Source organism: Gracilimonas tropica DSM 19535, assembly GCF_000375425.1.
GTDB lineage: Bacteria > Bacteroidota > Rhodothermia > Balneolales > Balneolaceae > Gracilimonas > Gracilimonas tropica.
Window position 1 is genome coordinate 20,640 of record NZ_AQXG01000001.1, and the last position, 21,552, is coordinate 42,191.

Here is a 21,552-nt window from a genome sequence, read left to right on the forward strand (position 1 = left end):
CACTTTGTGCTTATGTATCAAAAAAGGGAATGCCGACGAATTCCCGAAAAGACGCAAAATCAATTTAAGATATTTAAATATTTAACGTGCTCAGCTTTATTTATTATTTAATAATAAGTACATTTATTTTTTATAAAAAAACGTGGGTAACTTTTTGGGTGAATAACATATTAAAGGTTTGAAATAGGTTTTATATGCTACTAAAATATCTGTTAGATAAAAGATATTGGGTTAAAATTTTAACAGACAGTTTGTATTGGGGCTTGGCTACGTTCATTGCATATTGGCTCAGGATTGAAGGTGATATAGTTAATCACCTGGGGGAGATTTCAATTGTAGCCTTGAGTGTATTTCCTCTAAAACTATTTTCGATTTACATTTTTGTACATCATCGCCGCTCATGGCAATATTCAAGTATTCGGGATCTTTTCAGCCTTGCTAAGAGTGTTGGTGCCGTAAGTACCATATATTTTTTGACGGCTATTGTTGCGCGAGAATTTATTTTCTTACCGCTGAGTGTACCTGTTATTGAAGGAATCATCGCCTTTTTAGGACTTGGTGCAATAAGGTTTTTTGTCCGGGTATATCTAAGGGAACATTACCAAAGCCCCAAGAAGAAAAAAGAGTATAAAAAGGTACTGATTGCGGGGGCTGGTGATTCGGGCACAATGATAGCTCGGGAAATGCTTAGGCACCCTAAAACAGGATTAGTACCGATTGCCTTTCTGGATGATGCTTTGGCTAAATGGAAGCAAAAAATTATGGGCATTCCGGTTGCAGGTCGGGTTTCGGAAATGAGTGAAATCGCTACCTCATATGGTGCCGATGAATTGATCATTGCCATGCCATCTGAAACCGGGGACACCATTCGCAGGGTTGTAGAAGAAGCACGTAAATGTGATCTTCCCCATCGAATAATTCCGGGTTTCCATGATTTGATTAGCGGTCGGGTAAGTATAAATCAGCTCAGGAAGGTGGATGTTGAAGATTTACTTCGCAGAAAGCCGGTTCAGTTAGATACTCAAAAGATTAAATCATATGTGAAGGGAAGACGGATTTTAGTTACAGGGGCCGGTGGTTCCATTGGTTCAGAGATCGTAAGACAGGTTTCTCGTTTCGAACCGGAGTCTATTATATTGTTGGGTAGAGGCGAAAATAGCATTTATCATATCGTCAGAGAAATGAATGCAGATTTTTCTCACATAAAAAAACATATAAAAATTGCGGATGTCCGGGATATTGATACTCTTGAGAAGATCTTTGAAGAGATTCAACCGGAGGTAATTTTTCATGCAGCAGCTCATAAACATGTCCCATTAATGGAGCAGAATCCTGCTCAAGCGATTTTTAACAATGTTGGAGGAACTAAAAACCTCACAAACTTGGCCTTGGATTTTGGAGTTAAATATTTTGTGAATATTTCTACTGACAAGGCCGTTAATCCGACTTCTGTGATGGGGGCCAGTAAAAGGATCGCAGAATATGTTGTGCAAAATGCTTCGAAGAAAGCAGCATCGGATCAGTATTTTGTGTCAGTCAGGTTCGGAAATGTACTGGGAAGCCGGGGTTCAGTTATCCCTGTTTTCAAGGAGCAGATCCGTAAAGGAGGGCCTGTTACCGTTACACACCCTGAGATGATCCGATACTTTATGACTATTCCGGAAGCTTCTCAATTAGTATTACAAGCAGGAGCTCTCAACCAAAATGGGTCCGTATTTGTATTAGACATGGGCGAGCCGGTTAAGATTCTGGACATGGCTAAAGATTTAATTCGGTTATCAGGGTTAGAACCAGAAAAAGATATTAAAATTAAATTTTCCGGTATACGTCCCGGCGAAAAGTTATTTGAAGAATTGCTTACCTCTGAAGAAGGTACAGATATTACCAATTTCGAAAAGATCATGGTAGCACGTAAGAACGGGATGTCAGAGCGGTTTGAATCTAAACTTGACCGGCTTTTTGAAACAACACGCCAAGGAAATCCGCAGGCAATACGCTCTATGATCTATGAATTGGTCCCAACATTTAAAGGCTTTAGAAAGCAAGAAGCCGGTGGTAAAGTAAAGAATTGAGTTAGCTAACCAATTCACACATTTTCGGTTCAGCCAAGAGGAGGCCGCAGATACCGGGAGAAGCAGTGAGCTCGAATTCGCCCGGGGGTGGAGGGGTTTTGTAGCCAAGGCTTGGGATTCTGATAATTGCCAGGAATCCCACTACCACCACACAAATGATGGTAAAGATGAGGCAGAGCCTGCCTTTGTCGGCAGTCAGGCCTCAACAGGATTACGCGGCAGAGCAGCGTAACCAGTCCATTCGCTCCCACGCAGAGCGTAGGAGCGAGTGTAGAATTCACTTCAATACTCGGAATTGAATGTTCTACGGTTCGATATTCATAGAGTCCTCCCTTGAGGGAGGTGTTCAGCACATAATCAAATTATGTGGTGAACGGAGGGTTTAAGCCAAGGCCCGTGATGCCTGAAACCACCAAGAACCCCGCCACGCCGACAGTTCAGCCGGCTCGTTCCAAAAATTCTGATCTACGCACAGATTCGACACATTGGACTAATCAATAATTGCTTAAGCCATTGTTGAAAAATCCATAACTGCATAAAAAACAAACTATACAAAAGGTATACTTGTCAAACTTAACATGTGTAAACTACTTTTGAGTTTTCGCAGGTGCACTTATATTACAGCTGAAGTAAATAACCAATTGTAATAATTGATTTCAGTTTATATAACTCATTTCAATTGTTACGAAAATGCTGTGTAGCAGGGATTCAAAAGCATTTTTATGCTGTAGTGGGGTGTTGCAAATGATTAACTGGAATACGATGTAATCAGTGACAAACTCGCCTCTCTCATTATTCTTGCTCCCCGAAAAGATCTTTTGAAATTTTACCAAAAAAAATAGCCCGATCGCGTGGTAGCGCAACCGGGCTTAAGCTTCCAGGCCTTCTAAAGAAATTTAGAAGGTCTTTTTTATGGGGTTTCGGTCCCATCACCGCTTTCGTCCGTACCGGAACTATCTAAGGTTCCATTGGGGTCGTAGGTAACCGGTCGGTTATTATTGAACTTGCTCTTTCGAGTGCCTCCCACCTTCTGATACTCCAGAGAATCCTTACCGAAGAATCCTCCAATCAGAAATAAGACGCGCTCGTTGGCATCATTCAGTTGTCGTTCTAACTTATCCAGAATATCCCGCTGTTCATCAGCTCTTTTCAAATACGAATTGTATTTGCGAAGAACCTCAGATGTCTCTTCGTACAACGCATTGTAGTTGTCCAGGTCGAAGCCTGAGCCAAAATCGATCTCGCGATCAATTTCACTCAATCCGACCAAACGAAGGTTAGCGGTTTCCAGGCTACGGGATCGCTTTTTCTTAAGCAGAGCCATTGTGTTTTTTCCTCTGTAGGTTTGTTTTGGTTAATTCCGATTTTTTAAACCGGCCGGAAGTTTACCGGTGCTTATTGGCATACAGCCAAACCTTTAATTAAATAAACCCAAACAAAACAAAACTTTGCAGAGGACTTCGGACTAAGTAGAAGGATCTCTGTACCAAGTAATAAGATCTCTGAATTAAATAGCGGGATCTGTCTGCTAAATAATGAGAACCTCACACTAAGCAGTGAGATCACTGAATAAAGCAGCGAGTACTCTACACAAAGTAGAATGAACTCTGAACTAAGCCGTAGGTTCTCAACACTAAGTAAGGGGATCTTTGAACTAAGTAACATGTATCGCTAAGTAAGTACCAAGATCAATGAACTAAGCGGCAGGTATTCTAAACTAAGTAACGAGTATCTGTCGATAGTCAATTAGATCTCCGAACCAAATCCTGAGTAAGTATCACTAAGTCAAATAACAACATTCAAACAGCACGTACAACGCTGTAAGTACCTGCTCCTTAATAATCTGCAATACTCGGTCACTTTGCAACTGCATTAAGTGCAATTTTATCAACAAATTTTAGACACATATGCTGAGTTCAAAATAATTTTAAATGATTGAAGAGTAATTATTTTTATAAGTAATTGATTACATTTATAATAAAGGGGATAGACTATTTTCAAAAACAACTGAAAGTTAAAGAATTCTAATGTTTTAGCCGGAAGATTATACCGGTTTTTGTGGAAAACCTTGTGGATATGTGTTGAATATGTATAGCTTTATTTATTCAAACTGCGAATAGTTCAAATTCATTTGAACTCAATTGTGCGTGAAAATGTGAAAAAATTGATAAAGAGAATAGTTGTTATCGGTTGAGGATATCAGCGCGTATGCAACTATCCCACACCCCACGAAATTCAAAAAAGGAACGGCTTTTTTGAATTGATCTCCCCTCCCCCGAAATTCGGGACGCAAGCGCAAGGGGAGACTTTCCGAAGTGGAGGAAAAAATATTACTTCAATATTCGAAAATGAATGTTCTACGGTTCGATATTCAAGGCGTCCTCCCTTGAGGGAGGTGCCGAAGAGAGCGAATGCGAACGCAGGCGGAGGGTGTAAACCGTAGCACGGCTCGCTGAGCCGCATAACCGAAACGAATGACTTTGTCCGGGCGGAACAGGAACTCAACTCCACCCACTATGTCATCTCGACCAAAATGAAGCGATCCCGAGAATTCGGGAGAGCGTAATGCAGCGGAGAGATCTGCGGAGGGTACTATGGGCAGTGAGCGAGCAATGCCAACACCGAAGATATCTCCACTCCGTTCTCTCGCCTTTGGGACTCTTTCACTCCGGTCGATATGACAAGGCGGTGGAGAGAGTGTACTCCTTGCTTGATGTTCTTAACTATCCAACACACTGCTCTAACAGATAAAGCAGCAAGTCCTATGCCAGCTGAAACTGGAACCGGGAGGTTCCCAGATGCATTACGAACGAGCCGTTCGTAACGAGAACAACTGAAACCGGGAGGAATCAAACTCCATCCATCACCCCGCTCACGCCAATAAGATACTGAGGCCTGCCCTGGCAGAGCGGAATGATGGATTCCATTCTCCCCAAAGCCCAACAAAGCTCCCTTACCCTGACGCGTTTAAATCATGTACCAAGCAGGCCACCGGTCAAATAGTAAATCCGGCAAAGAAATAACCACCCCATGCGTTAGGGCAAGGGCGGGGGGATTGGGTTCGGAGATGCCGGAAGAGGCACGCAGCCTGAATTCGCCCGGGAGTATGAAGCAGGTTCAATGTTCAATTCTTCCTTTAATCACAGAAAGAATATTCGTATCATTCATGCTTCATAAAAAATGGATAGACAGCACGTGAACGAAGAGCAAAAACATTCAGATAAGGGGCACGGTTCGGATCAACCTGAGAAGAAGAAAAAGAAATCCGGACAAGAGGAATTCCCGCTGCAAGAGTACCGCCTGGTGCCCGTTGAGGAATGGGAAGAAGACCGGATCGGTGAACGTGAGATCGACCTGATTGAACTGGCCAAATATATCTGGGAAAATCGAGTCACCATTTACAAATTTGTTGCTGTAGGGGTGGTATTAGGATTGGCCGTTGCTTTATTGAGCCCTAAGGAGTACGTAAGTGATGCCACTTTGATGCCTGAATACAGTACAGAAAGTCAGGGAAGTGCTTCCAGTTTATTACAACAATATGGTGGACTGATTGGGTTAAGCGGTGGAACCTACAACTCAGCCAGCAATGCCATTCGGGTAAATTTATATCCAAAGATTGTATCCAGTTTAAGCTTTCAGAAAAAAATTGCAGATCAGGAATTCTATTTCCCTGAATACGACACCACCGTTTCACTGATGGATTATTATTTAGAAGTGCAATCACCCGGTTTTTTTGGATATTTGAGAATGTTCACCATCGGGTTGCCCGGAACGATCATGAATGCTGTTTTTTCCGAAGAACAGGAAAAGAGTTCCTTAACCCAGGCAGCAGGGGAAAATATGATCATTTCATTAACAAAAGATGAGATGGAGGTAATCAAATATCTTAGGGAACAAATTTCTGCCAGTTTAGATGAAGAATCCGGCATTGTGACGGTGAGAGCAAGAATGGGTAATCCACAAGTTGCCGCAGAAGTCGCAAAACTTACCATTGATGAACTTACTGAGTACCTAACCGATTATAGAACAGAGAAAGTACTTCGGGATTTAGAATTCATAGAAGAACAGCTTGCCACCGCCCGACAAAGATTCAGAGAGGCCCAGCTTGCCTTAGCAGAGTTTGATGACAGTAATAAAGGAAATTTAACTGCACGGGCATCTACTGAACGCCAACGCCTGCAATCTGAATATGATATTGCGTTTAATTTGTACAACAGTTTATCTCAACAGTTTGAAGAAGCTAAATTGAAAGTCCAGGAAGAGACACCCGTATTTAAAGTACTGCAACCCGTGCAGGTACCGGTAGAGGATGAGACGAGTGGGGCTTTTATAGTTATTGTTTGTGTAATGCTTGGTGGAATATTAGGTCTGAGCTTTATTTTTCTAAAAATTTTCTTATTGGATACTTTTAAAAATTATAGCTGAACTGTATGTTTAAAAGAAGCAGAATTTATGTAGCTGGTCATAGGGGTATGGTAGGCTCAGCCATTATCGAGAACCTTAAAAATAATGGATACTCAAACTTGATAACGGCTTCAAGTCAGGAATTAGATCTGCGGGATCAGGGGGCTGTGAATGAATTTATTAGCCAACAGAAGCCTGATTTTGTTATTATTGCTGCGGCAAGAGTTGGTGGGATTTTAGCCAATAATGAATACCCTTGGCAATTTTTATATGATAACCTGATGATCGAGGCTAATCTTATCAAAGCAGCCCATTCTAATGATGTTCAAGATCTGATATTTTTAGGATCATCCTGTATTTACCCTAAAAAAGCCCCTCAACCTCTTAAAGAAGAATATCTCCTAACCGGACCACTTGAGCCTACTAATCAATGGTATGCTATTGCTAAAATAACCGGAATAAAATTATGCCAGGCTTTAAACCAACAGTATGGCAGAAACTATATTTCTTTGATGCCTACAAATTTATATGGACCCCGGGATAATTTTGACTTAAAGACATCTCATGTGCTTCCGGCTATGATTCGTAAGTTTCATGAAGCCAGGGAGAACAGCCATTCCAAGGTAAGCCTTTGGGGTAGTGGTTCACCTAAGCGGGAGTTTTTGCATGTAGAAGATCTGGCAGAATCAGTTCGTTTTGTAATGGAGCTTGAGGATCGCTTGGAATATGATTTGATAAACGCCGGAACCGGAGAAGATCTTTCGATCAAAGAACTTGCTGAAACCGTTCAGGAAGTAGTGGGACACAAGGGAAGTATTGAATGGGATACATCCAAGCCAGACGGAACACCAAGAAAATTGATGGATGTTTCGAGGATTAATGACTTAGGATGGAGGGCTCAGATCGACCTTGAAGAAGGCATTAAAAATACCTACCAGTGGTTTTTAAACAATCTCGATGAGATTAGAGAGTTAGCAATTCAGAATTAAGTGCCGTTTAGTATGAGTACACAAAAAGTAGCATTAGTAACAGGAATAACAGGACAGGATGGGGCTTATTTAGCTGAGTTATTACTGGATAAAGGATATATCGTTCATGGATTAAAGAGAAGGGCTTCGTTATTCAACACCGATCGTATTGATCATTTGTACCAAGACCCGCATGAAGAAAACCAGAGGTTGATCTTGCATTATGGAGATATGACGGATTCAATGAATCTGACCCGAATTATTCAAGAAACTCAACCGGATGAAATTTATAATCTAGCGGCCATGAGTCATGTGCAGGTTAGTTTTGAAGTTCCTGAATATACAGCCAATGCGGATGGAATTGGTACACTGCGAATTTTAGAAGCCGTTCGATTATTAGGCTTAGAAAATAAGACTCGTATATATCAAGCATCTACGTCTGAACTTTATGGACTCGTACAGGAAGTTCCACAGTCTGAGCAAACCCCTTTCTATCCAAGGTCTCCATATGCTGTTGCAAAACTATATGCTTATTGGATTACAGTTAATTACAGGGAAGCATATGGTATGTTTGCCTGTAATGGCATCTTATTCAATCATGAGTCTCCACTCCGGGGTGAAACTTTTGTCACAAGAAAAATCACGCGTGCGGTGGCAAAAATAGCATTGGGTTTGCAAGAAAAACTCTATATAGGAAATATGGAGGCAAAGCGCGATTGGGGACATGCTAAAGATTATGTGGAAGCCATGTGGCGCATTCTTCAACAAGAAAAACCGGAAGACTTTGTCATTGCAACAGGGGTAACAACTAAGGTTCGGGATTTTATAAATCTTGCATTTGCTGAAGTAGGCATTACTCTCCGATTTGAAGGAAAAGGAGTAGAAGAGAAAGGAATTATTGATTCAGTGGATGAAACGAAGTACAAAAATGCCACAGGCCAGAAAACCCGCAATCCGCTACTTGAAATGGGCAACATTCTTATTGAAGTAGACCCACGGTATTTCCGGCCCACCGAAGTTGAGCTACTGATCGGAGATCCGACCAAATCCAAAGAAAAATTAGGATGGAAGCCGAAATATGATCTTCAAGGGCTTCTAAAAGATATGGTACAAGCGGATATCAAGCTTTTCCAAAAAGATTTGGATCTAAAACAGGCCGGACATAGTATCCTAAATCAAGCAGAATGAAAGTCATAAAATCAGATTCGGGTAAAAATTAAGTATGATCCTTATCCGTATCGATGAAATAAGAACATGGTTGAAATATTTTTTCGTATTGATCACCGTTCATGTACTTTTTGTGTATTTCATAAAGAATATTGGTGGCTTTGGAATAAATAGTTTTGCTTATGTCCTTATAAAGATGTGGAAAGAGATAGTACTTTTGATTCTGCTATCACTATTCGCATATGTTCATCGCTCATCAGCAATCAAGCTTAATGCACTTGATGCAATGATCCTTCTCTTTGTACTCATTGGTATAACCTATACTATAGTTGCTCCAAATAAGGTGCCAGCTATATGGAGCTTCAGAAGTATATATGAGATCTTTGCATTTTACTTATTAGGGCGGTTTTACTTTTTAAAAAAAATGGACCTTACTGATTTTTTAAAAGCATTGGTCATAATGGGATGTCTGACCTCGATTTTTGCTGTGGTTCAAGTTCAGTTTTTAGGAGCCGATTTTTTTAGTGAAGTATATGGTGTTGATGAAGTCCCGATAGCTTATTCATCTCATGGATATGAAAATTTAAGGGCTCCATCTACATTTATTACACCCCATGAATTTGGTTTATTTTTAGTTTTATGTTTCATGTTTGCTTCATATCTATTTAAAACAGATAGGTACTCAAAGAAATCTTTTGTTTTCATAAATGTACTTCTACTAATAGGTCTCGCTTTTTCATTATCAAGATCCTCAATATTAATTTTGATCATATGTTATGGGCTGTATTGGGTGCGAAATAAGAAAACCACATTTGGGTTTTTGATTTTATGTGTTTTTGGAGCATTAGTTTTATATCTAATTGGTGTTGCAGAAAATATATCAAGTGTTATTGAAGGAGAAGATCCCTCATCTATGGGTAGATTTGTAGTGTTCAGAGAGTTTTTGAATCACATGCAAAATCATCCTCTCGGTTCTGGTTTAGGAACCATTGGCGTTGTAGTCAGGCGTTTTATCCCCAATGCCCCACAGTTTGAAGGTGAACTTTTCAATATATTTGGAATGATGGGTATAGCAGGAGGTTTGGGATATGTGCTTATACTGGCTTATGTTATCCTGAAAAATTGGTTGATTAGCTTTCGTAGTAATCACATAAATAGGCATTACTATCAAATGGTTGCCATTATTGTTATTGCTTTGACCCTAAGAGAATTAATTTTACCCAGAGACTTTACCAATTATTCGATAGGCTGGTTCTTAATTGGCTCATCAATTTCATTGATAAGCTATAAACAAATGAAATCTAGTGTTAAGTTTGTCAAAACTTAAGTATAACTTTTACTTCATTCTAACTTAAATCTGGAAAATGTTAAAAGATAAAATTGTAGTATACACATCAGGAACATTCGACTTATTCCACACAAATCATTTAAAAATGATACAGTATGCCCGTGGTCTTGGTGATGTATTGATCGTTGGTGTTTCAACAGATGAACTGGTTTCGGATTATAAAGATCCCCCGGTAATACCTTTTGAAGAAAGAATTGCAATAATTGAAAGTTTAAAATACCCGGATATCACTATACCACAGCGCAGTCTTGATCATAGAGATAAAGTTAAAAAACTTCATTTGGACGTTTTTGTAGTAGGGGATGACTGGGAGGGTAAATATGATTATCTGGAAGAAATGGGAGTTCAGGTTTTTTATTTTCCTTATGGAGCCGGTGCCAGTACGACAAAGTTGAAGAAAAAAATATTAAATGATTATAAACACCTCAAAGAGAAAGTTGACAAACATACTAACCCTGATCCAAAGAACCTTAAATAATGAGTACCCCAAAAACAGCATTGGTAACAGGAGGAACTAAAGGAATTGGAAAAGCTATAGTTAAAAAATTACTGCAAAGTAATTATAAAGTTGTTATTAATTACGCTCATTCAGATGAAGTTGCAAATTCGTTCAAAAAAGAACTTGATCAGGAGGGGCTTACAAATCACGTATTAATTAAATACAACAATGCTGATTTAGAAAATGTGACAAATTTTGCTGCTCAGGTAGGGAACGAGGTTTTGGATTATTTAGATGTTGTAATATTCAATGCAGGATTAACATACAAATCCACGTTAGGTGATTTTGAACTACATGAATGGAAAAAAGTATTCTATGTCAATGTTCACTTTCCAGTCTTTTTTCTAAATGCTATTATGCCATATTTGAATAAAGAATCTAATACGATCTTTATAAGTTCACTTATGGCCATACATCCACATTCGACTTCTTTAGCTTATGGAGTAAGTAAAAAAGCAGTTATTGGCTTAGTAGAGAATCTGGTAAAAGAGCTTACTCCGGATAAGGGAAGAGTGAATGGGATAGCACCAGGTTTTGTAAACACGGAATGGCATAACAGGAAAAGTGAAGAGCTTATAGAAAAAATTAAGAGTAAAATTTCACTAAACGCATTTTGTGATCCGGCTGAAGTCGCCTCCCTTTGTATGCATATTATTTCTAATAATTATTTAAACGGTTCGATAATAAAACTCGATGGGGGATATTCTTTTCAATAGCAATGTCGTGGACTAAAATTTTAAAATTGATTGCAACTTACTTGGTAGGTAATATTCTTTATTTATTGAGTATGATGGTTCCTAAGTCAAAAAAAATATGGGTCTTTGGTGCATGGGGGGGGAACCAATATGCTGACAACCCAAAGTACCTGTTTGAATATGTGAATGAATTTCACCCGGAAATAAATGCCATTTGGTTAACCCGGCAAAAAGAGATTGAAAAGAAAATCGAATCTAAGGGATATAAAGCATTTCAGACTAATAGCATAAAGGGCATTTGGTATTCATGTAGGGCTAAAGTTGGAGCAATGTCTCATGGAATGATAGACCTAAACAGATTTGCATGCGCCAGAATGGAAATTGTGCAAATGTGGCATGGCATACCAATTAAACCAATTCTTTTATCGGATCCCAAGAAAAGCTCTATCGCTAAGAGAAAACTACTAACTAAACTTTCCTTTTTTTTTCCATTTCTTAAGAAGGAACTGCGTTTCAATGAGAATCTGATTATTTGCAGTAGCTCTAAACATGTTTCCAAGATTCTCAAAAAAGCATTTGGTTCTAATTCTCCCATTAGAATCACCGGGTTTCCCAGGCTGGATGGTTTTTTTAGAACTGAAGAAGAAAACCCACTAAAAAAGAAAATCAGAGATTTACAGAGAGAAAATGTCAGGGTTGGTATTTATATGCCAACCTGGAGGCAAAAAGGTGAGTTTAACATTATTAAGTACCTTACAGAAAATTTACAAGATATTGACAAATTCCTTAAGGGAAATAAGCTTTCTCTATTTTTGAGAATTCATCCATTTGATCAACATGAATTACCAAAAGAATTTAATTTCGATTGTATTCACTTAATAACAAATGAAATGATTGAAGGGGATATCTATAGTGTTTTAGGGGCTTTTGATTTCTTGGTGTCTGATTACTCTAGTGTAATCTTTGATTACCTTATTAAAGAGTCACCAATCTACCTGATGGTTCCTGATAGAAAGGATTACATCGAATCAAATGGTAAATTTGTGTATGATTACAAGAATATTGAGCTACCAGTTGAACAATCTTGGGGAAAACTTTTACCACGTTTGAATGAAGATAATTATCAATCTCAGGAAACGATCACAAAATTGTCATCAAAATATCACAAATATAAAGACGGGAATAGCTCAAAAAGGTTGTTTGATCAGATAATAAAACGAGCATAAACATTTGTATATAAAAAGCTTATCATTATAGAATATGAGTAAGATTTCTAAATTCTTTTATCTTTTTTGTGGAATAATTGCTCGTCATTTAAGAAAAATGATAAACATCGATAAAAACAGCATAGTATTCGGTGGAGGCAATGGTGACTTTTATTCAGAAAATTCTAAATATCTTTTCGAATATTACTTAAAGCATTCAAATAAGGAATGCTTTTGGGTTACAAGGAGCTATGAAGTATATCGTGAGTTAAAAGAAAATAATAAGCCTGTTTTTCTTAACTATTCCCCCAAGGGTATTTATAAAGTACTAAAAGCAGCAACAGCAATATTTTGTACTTCCCGAATAGATATAATGTATTTTTATAAAGGGGATCAGAAATTTATTATAAATTTATTTCATGGTATGCCCCTAAAAAAAATTATTTATGATTATGATGGTAAGGATCAGAAGAGAGGGCATTTTTTTGATAGACTTTGGAACAAATATGTTGCGGGTTTTAAGTGGGAAGATGCTAATGTAACACTTAGTACGTCCCAGTATTTTAATCCAATATTGCAATCAGCTTTTCATACCGATAGAATAGAAAGTACGGGGCTCCCAAGAAATGATTTCTTTTTTGAAAATCTGAATAATGAATATTCAGGTCACCAAAAATTACTTAATGGAAAATCAATAATTGGATATTTGCCCACCCACCGTAAGTTTGGAAGAGGTAATCAAGCCAAGACCCCCTTTTTAGATGATGACATGTTTCAAAAGAAATTGATTTCGTATGATGCATGCCTGATACATAAACCCCATTATAATGTAGCAAAAGATCAATTTTATGAATCTAAAGCAATAAAGGAATTAGGGCCTGACACTTTAGATGCTCAGGAACTTTTAAAACAAAGTTCAATACTCATAACAGACTATTCAAGTTGTTATATTGATTATATGTTATTGGACCGTCCTATCATATTTTACAGGTTTGATGACTATACGAAAGAAGACACAGGGCTATATGATAAAGTAGAAAGTCTAACGGTTGAAATAGGACCAATCTGTAAAACAGAAGAAGAATTGAAAGAAGAACTCATTGCCTTCCTTGATGGAAAAGATTCTTACAAAGAAAGTAGAAATAAGATCAAAAAATTATTTCACCAATTTACAGATGGTAATTATTGTGAACGCGTATATCATTTAGTTGAAAAGTTATAAAGCCTATCAAATAGAAGTCACTAAAGTATCATATAAATTCTGCCTTGATTCAATTAAGATCCTTAATTAAAGATATTTCCGTTTATGGGGTGAGTGAGTTCCTTAACCGTTCGGTGCAGGTCTTATTTCTTCCTATAATTTTCACTTATTTATCGACTAGTGAATTTGGAACACTTGATTTATTTTTAACCACAAAAAATATTATTTCTGTAATCTTTGGATGGGGTATGATTACAGCGGTACAGCGGTTTGGTGGCATAAAAACAGAAGAAAATTATTCTCTTGAGGAAGTTATAACAGCCTGTTTTTTAGTTGTTATAGCAATAGATCTTTTATTAGGGGTCATTTTTTATTTTGGTTATGCTATTCTAATAGAAACGGATATAATATCTTTTCTTCTTGTTTTAGGGATATCTTCCTTTTACAGTTTAAGATCAATTATTTTAGGTGTACTTCGGCTTAAACATAAAGCAAAGGCCTTTTTATTGGTCACACTGGTTAATATAATTATTTACTTATTAGGTACATATATATTGATCAAGCTTACAGATCTCTCCTATTTAGCATTTCTTATTGCAGGATTGATAGGTATAACGTTTTCCTTCTTGTTAGGGCTGATTTTGATTAAAGGGTACATAAAAATAAAAGTTCACAAAGATCTGTTAAAATCAATATTCAAATTTGGAGCTTCCCTGCTTAGTACAGCATTAATTGTAATTTTTGTAGCATCCAGTAACAGGTATGCACTTGGCTTATTTGGCCAGTCTTTGGATGAAGTAGGGATTCTTGGGATGTCAAATCGACTTTCGCTCTTTGTAGGGGCACTGTTGGTTGCCCCATTTACATTGGCCTGGTTGCCCTTTGTAAACGAAAATTATATGAAAGATAATTTTCGGGATATGGTATCTACTGTATTCAAGGCAGTTGTAGTTGTTGGAATCTTTCTATCAGTTATTTTAATAATGGTTGGTTATCCAATTCTATCCTATCTGGAAAAGGATTCTTATATAAACTCAATGCTAATTGCTCCGTTTTTCTGTTTTTCTTATATCTTTCAAGCAGGTTACTATATCTTTTCAAGCTCATTTTATATTCACGAACAAAATAAATTATACGTTAAAAGTGCTGCTTTTGTATTCATTGTTAATATTTTAATGCTCTCCCTCATTATTCCGGTAACCAATTATATAACTGTGTCAGTGGTTACTATGATTACGTATTTGGGACAAATGCTATTTGCTTATTTTTACTCAAGTAGAACTTTCAAATTATCATCTACCGATAAAATTAAACTAATTTGCTATCTATTGATCAACGGATTATTAATGAGTGCAATTATATATGCTTATGAATTTTCATTAAATATTGATTTGATAATAGCAGTAACAGTTTCAGTTCTTTGTATGTTTATATTCGTAACCTATTTCATATTTAGAAAAGAATTGAAGCAAAATAGTTTTTTAATAAAAAACTTGTCTTAACAGTTCAAATAAGTAGTACATAGATTAAAAATGGATTTTCCAAAAATTTCGATAGTTACACCTTCTTATAATCAAGTAGAGTTTTTAGAGCGTACCATCCAAAGTGTATTAAATCAGAACTATCCTAATCTCGAGTACATTATTATTGATGGCGGGTCAACAGATGGATCAGTTGATATTATTAAAAAGTATGAAAATCAGTTGAATTTTTGGGTAAGCGAACCAGATAATGGTCAAACAGAAGCAATAAATAAAGGACTTTCTAAAATAACCGGTGATATATGGGCTTATCTTTGTTCTGATGATACTTATGAGCCGAATACCTTGAATTTAGTTGCAGAATTTTTCTCAAAAAATAAGTCTAACTATGTACTCTATGGAGATTGTAATTTCATAAATGAAAGGGATATTGTTACCAGGAAAAAAACGACCGGAAATTTTTCAAAGAATAAACTAAAAAGAAAAAATTTCATTTATCAGCCATCGGTTTTTTTAAAAAAAGAGGTACTTGAAGAATGTGGACTATTTGAGGAAGACCTACACTATACTATGGATTATGAGTATTGGCTTCGGATCAGTGATAAATATGAGTTTTCATATATGCCAGTACCTTTAGCAAATTATCGATTACATGATGCTTCTAAAACTGTTGATCATGTCGTAAAGATGAAAAAAGAGGATATCAAGGTTAAGAAAGAATATGGATACGGTTGGCATGCTTGGCTTGTATATTTTTATTATCTCACAATTGGAGCCAAAATTCATCATTTCAAACAAAAAGTCTTTAATTTTATTAAAAGATAATAAGGCTTAGTATGAAAAAAATATTGTTTATCCATTCAGCCGGAGACCTTTATGGCTCGGGAAAAATTATGCTTTTTGCTATTGATGCATTAATATCAACAGGATATTCGTGCCATGTTTATCTTCCTGAAGAGGGGCCTTTAGTTAAGGAGCTGAGAAGCAAAGGTTGTAAGGTGAACATCATGGAATTGGGGATTTTACGCCGAAAATATCAAAATCCCATTGGTTTGATTAACCGTATCTTTGCCTTGAGTCGTGCAATTTTTAAAATTGGACAGATGATAAAAAAAGAGAATTTTGATTTGGTGTATTCGAATACAACTGCTGTTCTATGTGGTGCAATTGCAACTAAAATTTATGGCGTAAAACATCTGTGGCACATTCATGAAATAATAGAATCTCCCCGTATTTTTGCAAAATTTTTGGGCTATATGATCCAAAATTTTTCAGATAAGGCGATTGCAGTCTCCACCCCTGTAAAAAGGCATTGGGATCAATTATATAGTCATGATAAAAGTGTGATTCATATTATTTATAATGGTTTACCACTAAAAGATTTCAATATTTCTAAATCTACTCTTAGGAATGAACTTCAATTAGGAGAAAATGATGTGGTCATTGGCATGGTTGGCCGAGTCCATCATTGGAAAGGACAAGGCTATTTTTTAGAAATCGCAAACCACCTTAGAAAAAAACATGATAATGTTAAATTCGTGATGGTAGGTGACGCATTTCCTGGTTATGAGTATATATATGACGAACTAAAGGAAAAAAAAGATCAATTTAGTCTTAATGAGGTTGTCTATGATCTTGGTTTTAGAAAAGACATTCCAAATTTACTTAAAGGGTTTGACTTATTTGTATTGCCTTCAACACTTCCGGATCCACTTCCAACTGTAGTTTTAGAAGCAATGGGCATGTCATTACCAGTTGTAGCAACTAAACATGGCGGTGCATTGGAGATGGTCGTAAATGAAAAAACAGGGATTCACATACCATGGAATGATGCTGAAAAAGCAGCACAGTTAATAAGTCCACTCGTTGAAAATCAAGATAGACGGCTTGAGTATGGAAGAAATGGACGAGTAAGGCTTGAAAGTGAATTCTCCTTACCATCTTTTAAGAATAATATTATTCAATCTGTTTCTGATGTTTAAAAAGAATAGGGGCAAGACTAAAAATAAAATAGCAATAATAGGCTCTCGTGGTTATCCACATGTTTACAGTGGATATGAAACATTTGTTAAGGAAACATTTGAGCTTCTTTCTGAGGCATATGAAATTCATGTATACTGTCACTCCCATTTATTTGATGAACAGCCAAAGGAAGTAAACGGTATTTTTTTACACTACATACCCACGGTGAAAGGAAAGGGATTCGGGCAATTATTTAACAGTTTCATATCTACATTGCATGCAATATTCATTGAGAAATATGATGTGATACTTTATGTGAATACTGCAAATGGTCCATTTGGATTGCTAACAAAATTATTTAGAGTTAGAACAGCTATTATTACAGATGGCCTTGAATGGCTTAGGCCAAAATGGAAAGGAATAGGTTCAACATATTTCTACTGGGCCTCAAAACTTGCTACTAAAGTATTTGATGTATTGATATCCGATTCTAAAGAAATGCAAAGAGTTTACAGGGATGAATTTGATGCTGATTCTATAGTAATCGCTTACGGAGCACATGAAAGATTTAGCGATAAAACTAATAAAATTAAAAAATTTGGTTTAGAAAAAAATAGTTATTATTTGATTGTTGGTAGAATGATTCCTGATAATAATGCCGATATCATAGTTAATGGTTTTAAAAAAGCAGAAACCAATAAAAAACTTGTTATCGTTGGTGATGTACCTTACAAAGACGATTATGCGGATAAGCTTAAAGCTCAAGCTTCTGATAAAATTATTTTTACAGGATACGTTTATGATCAAGAGTTGCTAATGGAGTTATATGCCAATGCTTATGTATATATTCATGGTCATGAATATGGAGGAACAAATCCAACTCTTTTAAAAGCTTTGGCATATGGTTGTTCAATACTTGCTTTGGATACTCCTTTTAGTAGAGAAGTTTTGAATGATGAGGAGTACGGTACGTATTTCAAAAAAGAACCCAAAAGCATTGCTAATGCAGTGCAAAGACTTGATTCAGAACCTCAAAGAGTCTTCAGTCAACAAAAAAATTCAAGAAAGAGAATTCGGAATACTTATACATGGGGACAAATAGCGGATGAGTATGATCGGTTATTCACAAACATGATAAATAAAAATATATCATGCTGATATTTATAAAGTGAAAATTTTATCAACACATATTTGCGTTATCTTTATCCCATTTTTGTTAATCTCATGCAATTTGTTTGAAGATAAAGATTCGGAAAAACCCATAAAGCATTTACATCTTGAGGTAAATACATACAAAGAAAATTCAAGCGATTTTTTGATTATAGCGCACAGAGGAGCTAGTATTAGGACTCCTGAAAATACTATGTCATCAGTAAGAGAGGCTTATCATCAGAATGCAGATATAGTAGAAATAGATGTTGTATTTACGAAAGATTTAGTACCTGTTGTTTTTCATGATGATACATTGGGAAGAACGACAAATGGAATTGGAAAAGTAAAAGACTTTACTTTGCAAGAATTAAAAAAATTGGATGCCGGTGTGTGGTTTTCCGATGATTTTAAGGGGGAGAAGATCCCAACTTTACATGAAGTACTTAATTATTGTAAAGGAAGACTTGCCGTTATGATCGAGATAAAAGAACAGAACTCCATAGAAGTTTCTGCAAAAAAAAGAGTAGAATTATTGATTAAAGAAATTAATGAATTTAATATGAATAATTTTGTCTCGGTTTCATCAGTTACTCCACAATTTATTGTCGAATTGAATTATTTAAATAATGATATTGCAAGAGGAATTGTTTTGAGTAAACATCATTTCCATGATATATATATTGATGATATTATTATGAAGTACACTGTAGATTTTATAATTGAAGAAAAAAATAAAATAGAAAGTTATTTATGTGAAATTTTAAGTAATAAACCAACAAAATTATTTTTACACACTGTTAATTCAAAGGATGAATTAGATAGAATCGTGAATTGCACATTGAATGGAATTTTAACTGACAACCCAAAAATATTTAATCAATGAAAATCCTAGTAACTGGCGGAGCAGGCTTTATAGGTTCGTCACTAGTCAGAATGATCATAAATGAAACAGATCATGAAGTTCTTAACGTTGATAAACTAACCTATGCAGGGCATTTAGAATCGTTGGAAGCCGTTGTTAATTCAGCCCGCTACCAATTTGAACAGGTGGATATTTGTGATGCAGAAGAAATTAACCGGATTTACAATGAGTTCAAACCGGATGTCATCATGCACCTCGCTGCGGAATCTCATGTAGATCGCTCTATTGACGGTTCTGCTGAATTCATAAAAACAAATGTAAATGGCACGCATATTTTATTAGAGGAAGCTAAGCAGTATTGGCAGGAGTTAGAAGGTGAAAGAAGAAAGAATTTTCGATTTTTGCATGTTTCAACCGATGAAGTTTATGGCGAATTAGGAGAGACCGGTTTTTTCATAGAAGAAACCCCTTATGATCCTCGCTCTCCATACTCATCCAGTAAAGCTTCCTCAGATCATTTGGTACGAGCGTGGCATCACACTTATGGTTTACCAACCATGATAACTAACTGCTCCAACAATTATGGACCGTATCAGTTTCCGGAGAAACTCATTCCGGTAGTGATTTTAAAAGCATTGCAGGGTAAAGATATTCCCGTGTATGGAACCGGTGAAAATGTACGGGATTGGCTCTATGTAGATGACCATGCCCGCGCATTATTAAAAGTAGTAGAAAAAGGTAAACCGGGTGAAACCTACAATATTGGTGGACATAACGAGAAGCAGAACATTGAAGTGGTTCACTCTATTTGTGACACCTTGAATCAATTGGTACCTAAAGGGGTTGATTACAGAGATCAGATCAGTTTTGTAACCGACCGTCCGGGACATGATTTTCGTTATGCCATAGATGCCTCAAAAATAAAAAAAGAACTTAGCTGGACACCTGAAGAAACCTTTGAAACTGGCATAAAGAGAACCATTCAATGGTACCTCGATAACATCGAATGGTGTGAAGCAGTCACCGAAAATAACTACGATCTCAAAAGACTCGGTACAGCTTAAATAATTTAAGATTCATCCCGATAATTCAATATTTCAATATGAAAGGAATCATACTTGCCGGTGGAGCAGGAACTCGACTTCATCCCAATACATTAGTAGTAAGCAAACAATTACTCCCGGTATATGATAAACCGATGATCTACTATCCTTTATCTACACTCATGCTTTCCGGAATTAGAGAGATCTTGGTGATTTCAACACCTAATGATCTTCCACGATTTGAAGAATTGTTAGGAGATGGATCTCAATGGGGGATAGAATTAAGTTATGCAGAGCAGCCAAAGCCCGAAGGATTGGCCCAGGCTTTTATTATCGGAAAAGATTTTATTGCGGAAGATAAAGTTGCTTTGATATTAGGAGATAACATATTTTATGGTCAGGGGCTTTCTCAAAAACTACAAAAAGCTGCTCAATTAGAATCTGGAGCAACGGTGTTTGGATATAATGTACAAGATCCTGAGCGGTATGGGGTTGTTGAATTTGATGAAAATGGAAAAGTGTTAAGTCTTGAGGAAAAACCTGAAATTCCAAAATCCAATTATGCGGTGGTTGGCTTATACTATTATGATAACCATGTGATAGAACGAGCTAAGAATTTAAAACCATCGGCCAGGGGAGAACTTGAGATTACTGATCTAAATAAGATCTATCTTAAAAATCAAGAATTAACAGTTGAGCTAATGGGACGGGGAACAGCTTGGCTAGATACAGGTACTCACGATTCAATGCTTCAGGCCTCTAACTTTGTGCAAACCGTTGAACAGCGACAAGGATTGAAAATTGCAAGTCCGGAAGAAGTAGCATGGCGTATGAACTATATAAATAAGTCACAACTAAAAGTGCTTGCAAAGCCTTTGATTAAAAGTGGGTATGGGGAATACTTATTATCCTTAATAGGATTTGATAATGCTTGAAGTGGTAAAAGAACCTTTACCGGGGTTGCTGATAATTAAACCCAAAGTGTTTAAAGATAACCGAGGCTTCTTTCTCGAAACTTGGCAGAGTAGTCGATATAAAGAAATTGGTATAATGGAAAATTTTGTCCAAGATAATTGGTCGCGTTCTACTAAAGGCGTGTTAAGAGGGCTTCATTTTCAGAAAGAGTATCCCCAAGGAAAATTGGTAAGTGTTCGTAGAGGTAAGGTTTTTGATGTTGCTGTTGATATTCGAAAAAACTCATCAACTTATGGTCAATGGTATGGACAAGAGTTAAACGATAATAATAATTTACAAATGTATGTTCCTCCAGGGTTTGCGCATGGATTTTGTGTAATCTCAGAAAAAGCTGATTTTGTTTACAAATGTACGGACTATTATCAACCTGACGATGAGGAAGGAATAATTTGGAATGATTCATATCTAAATATTAAATGGCCAGAGGTTGATAAGATTGTTTCAATGAAGGATAAACAGCTCAAAGGCTTTTCAGAGATATAATTATTTCTTAACAATTTGCTAATCCCAGAAAATCT

18 protein-coding genes are annotated in these 21,552 nt (G+C 36.6%); 17 read left to right on the forward strand and 1 reads right to left on the reverse strand.

The window, feature by feature from the left end:
• The first annotated feature begins 194 nt into the window (after positions 1-194).
• Positions 195-2,072, forward strand: coding sequence for a polysaccharide biosynthesis protein (locus B151_RS0100145; protein ID WP_020401551.1), 1,878 nt, complete (start codon positions 195-197; stop codon positions 2,070-2,072).
• A 910-nt stretch (positions 2,073-2,982) separates the two neighbouring features.
• Here B151_RS0100145 and B151_RS0100150 read toward each other — a convergent pair.
• Positions 2,983-3,396 (reverse strand): hypothetical protein, encoded by a 414-nt coding sequence (locus tag B151_RS0100150; RefSeq protein WP_020401552.1) that lies wholly within the window; start codon positions 3,394-3,396, stop codon positions 2,983-2,985.
• Between the two features lie 1,856 nt (positions 3,397-5,252).
• Between B151_RS0100150 and B151_RS0100155 the strand changes: the two genes are divergently transcribed.
• The 16 genes from B151_RS0100155 to rfbC all read left to right on the forward strand — a co-directional run bounded on the left by B151_RS0100155 (position 5,253) and on the right by rfbC (position 21,517).
• Entirely contained in the window at positions 5,253-6,497 is a 1,245-nt protein-coding gene (locus B151_RS0100155; protein ID WP_020401553.1) for a Wzz/FepE/Etk N-terminal domain-containing protein, read from the forward strand.
• A 5-nt stretch (positions 6,498-6,502) separates the two neighbouring features.
• Positions 6,503-7,465, forward strand: coding sequence for a GDP-L-fucose synthase family protein (locus tag B151_RS0100160; RefSeq protein ID WP_020401554.1), 963 nt, complete (start codon positions 6,503-6,505; stop codon positions 7,463-7,465).
• Positions 7,466-7,477: 12 nt separating this feature from the next.
• On the forward strand, positions 7,478-8,632 hold the full coding sequence (gene gmd, locus B151_RS0100165) for a GDP-mannose 4,6-dehydratase (protein WP_020401555.1): 1,155 nt from the start codon (positions 7,478-7,480) through the stop codon (positions 8,630-8,632).
• A 34-nt stretch (positions 8,633-8,666) separates the two neighbouring features.
• Positions 8,667-9,938 carry an O-antigen ligase family protein gene (locus B151_RS0100170; protein WP_020401556.1) on the forward strand — a complete coding sequence of 424 codons (1,272 nt, stop codon included), beginning with the start codon at positions 8,667-8,669 and terminating at the stop codon, positions 9,936-9,938.
• A 37-nt stretch (positions 9,939-9,975) separates the two neighbouring features.
• On the forward strand, positions 9,976-10,437 hold the full coding sequence (locus B151_RS0100175) for an FAD synthase family protein (RefSeq protein WP_020401557.1): 462 nt from the start codon (positions 9,976-9,978) through the stop codon (positions 10,435-10,437).
• Positions 10,437-11,174: an SDR family NAD(P)-dependent oxidoreductase gene (locus tag B151_RS0100180; RefSeq protein ID WP_020401558.1), complete on the forward strand. Its 738-nt coding sequence runs from the start codon at positions 10,437-10,439 to the stop codon at positions 11,172-11,174. The genes B151_RS0100175 and B151_RS0100180 overlap by 1 nt, the downstream gene beginning before the upstream one ends.
• Before the next feature lie 2 nt (positions 11,175-11,176).
• The gene (locus tag B151_RS0100185) at positions 11,177-12,379 is read left to right on the forward strand and encodes a CDP-glycerol glycerophosphotransferase family protein (protein WP_020401559.1); all 1,203 of its coding nucleotides are present in this window, start codon (positions 11,177-11,179) and stop codon (positions 12,377-12,379) included.
• A gap of 34 nt (positions 12,380-12,413) precedes the next feature.
• Positions 12,414-13,580 (forward strand): CDP-glycerol glycerophosphotransferase family protein, encoded by a 1,167-nt coding sequence (locus B151_RS0100190; protein WP_083909838.1) that lies wholly within the window; start codon positions 12,414-12,416, stop codon positions 13,578-13,580.
• A 44-nt stretch (positions 13,581-13,624) separates the two neighbouring features.
• On the forward strand, positions 13,625-15,061 hold the full coding sequence (locus B151_RS0100195) for a lipopolysaccharide biosynthesis protein (protein ID WP_040516362.1): 1,437 nt from the start codon (positions 13,625-13,627) through the stop codon (positions 15,059-15,061).
• A 30-nt stretch (positions 15,062-15,091) separates the two neighbouring features.
• A complete protein-coding gene (locus B151_RS17575; protein WP_020401562.1) occupies positions 15,092-15,865 on the forward strand; it encodes a glycosyltransferase family 2 protein in 774 nt (257 codons plus the stop codon).
• Between the two features lie 11 nt (positions 15,866-15,876).
• A complete protein-coding gene (locus tag B151_RS0100205; protein WP_020401563.1) occupies positions 15,877-17,022 on the forward strand; it encodes a glycosyltransferase family 4 protein in 1,146 nt (381 codons plus the stop codon).
• Positions 17,015-18,160, forward strand: a complete 1,146-nt coding sequence (locus tag B151_RS0100210; protein WP_020401564.1) for a glycosyltransferase — start codon at positions 17,015-17,017, stop codon at positions 18,158-18,160. Before B151_RS0100205 ends, B151_RS0100210 begins: the two co-directional genes overlap by 8 nt.
• 73 nt (positions 18,161-18,233) lie before the next feature.
• Positions 18,234-19,037, forward strand: a complete 804-nt coding sequence (locus B151_RS19245) for a glycerophosphodiester phosphodiesterase (protein ID WP_020401565.1) — start codon at positions 18,234-18,236, stop codon at positions 19,035-19,037.
• Positions 19,034-20,080, forward strand: a complete 1,047-nt coding sequence (rfbB, locus tag B151_RS0100220) for a dTDP-glucose 4,6-dehydratase (protein WP_020401566.1) — start codon at positions 19,034-19,036, stop codon at positions 20,078-20,080. Before B151_RS19245 ends, rfbB begins: the two co-directional genes overlap by 4 nt.
• A 38-nt stretch (positions 20,081-20,118) precedes the next feature.
• A complete protein-coding gene (rfbA, locus tag B151_RS0100225) occupies positions 20,119-20,994 on the forward strand; it encodes a glucose-1-phosphate thymidylyltransferase RfbA (RefSeq protein WP_020401567.1) in 876 nt (291 codons plus the stop codon).
• The gene (gene rfbC / locus B151_RS0100230) at positions 20,987-21,517 is read left to right on the forward strand and encodes a dTDP-4-dehydrorhamnose 3,5-epimerase (protein ID WP_020401568.1); all 531 of its coding nucleotides are present in this window, start codon (positions 20,987-20,989) and stop codon (positions 21,515-21,517) included. Before rfbA ends, rfbC begins: the two co-directional genes overlap by 8 nt.
• Positions 21,518-21,552: the final 35 nt, after the last annotated feature.

What these genes read in the sequence shown, in the direction of transcription:
- B151_RS0100145 (WP_020401551.1), top strand. Translation starts at nt 195, where the DNA reads ATGCTACTAAAATATCTGTTAGATAAAAGATATTGGGTTAAAATTTTA.
- B151_RS0100150 (WP_020401552.1), bottom strand. Translation starts at nt 3,396, where the DNA reads ATGGCTCTGCTTAAGAAAAAGCGATCCCGTAGCCTGGAAACCGCTAAC.
- B151_RS0100155 (WP_020401553.1), top strand. Translation starts at nt 5,253, where the DNA reads ATGGATAGACAGCACGTGAACGAAGAGCAAAAACATTCAGATAAGGGG.
- B151_RS0100160 (WP_020401554.1), top strand. Translation starts at nt 6,503, where the DNA reads ATGTTTAAAAGAAGCAGAATTTATGTAGCTGGTCATAGGGGTATGGTA.
- gmd (WP_020401555.1), top strand. Translation starts at nt 7,478, where the DNA reads ATGAGTACACAAAAAGTAGCATTAGTAACAGGAATAACAGGACAGGAT.
- B151_RS0100170 (WP_020401556.1), top strand. Translation starts at nt 8,667, where the DNA reads ATGATCCTTATCCGTATCGATGAAATAAGAACATGGTTGAAATATTTT.
- B151_RS0100175 (WP_020401557.1), top strand. Translation starts at nt 9,976, where the DNA reads ATGTTAAAAGATAAAATTGTAGTATACACATCAGGAACATTCGACTTA.
- B151_RS0100180 (WP_020401558.1), top strand. Translation starts at nt 10,437, where the DNA reads ATGAGTACCCCAAAAACAGCATTGGTAACAGGAGGAACTAAAGGAATT.
- B151_RS0100185 (WP_020401559.1), top strand. Translation starts at nt 11,177, where the DNA reads ATGTCGTGGACTAAAATTTTAAAATTGATTGCAACTTACTTGGTAGGT.
- B151_RS0100190 (WP_083909838.1), top strand. Translation starts at nt 12,414, where the DNA reads ATGAGTAAGATTTCTAAATTCTTTTATCTTTTTTGTGGAATAATTGCT.
- B151_RS17575 (WP_020401562.1), top strand. Translation starts at nt 15,092, where the DNA reads ATGGATTTTCCAAAAATTTCGATAGTTACACCTTCTTATAATCAAGTA.
- B151_RS0100205 (WP_020401563.1), top strand. Translation starts at nt 15,877, where the DNA reads ATGAAAAAAATATTGTTTATCCATTCAGCCGGAGACCTTTATGGCTCG.
- B151_RS0100210 (WP_020401564.1), top strand. Translation starts at nt 17,015, where the DNA reads ATGTTTAAAAAGAATAGGGGCAAGACTAAAAATAAAATAGCAATAATA.
- rfbB (WP_020401566.1), top strand. Translation starts at nt 19,034, where the DNA reads ATGAAAATCCTAGTAACTGGCGGAGCAGGCTTTATAGGTTCGTCACTA.
- rfbA (WP_020401567.1), top strand. Translation starts at nt 20,119, where the DNA reads ATGAAAGGAATCATACTTGCCGGTGGAGCAGGAACTCGACTTCATCCC.
- rfbC (WP_020401568.1), top strand. Translation starts at nt 20,987, where the DNA reads ATGCTTGAAGTGGTAAAAGAACCTTTACCGGGGTTGCTGATAATTAAA.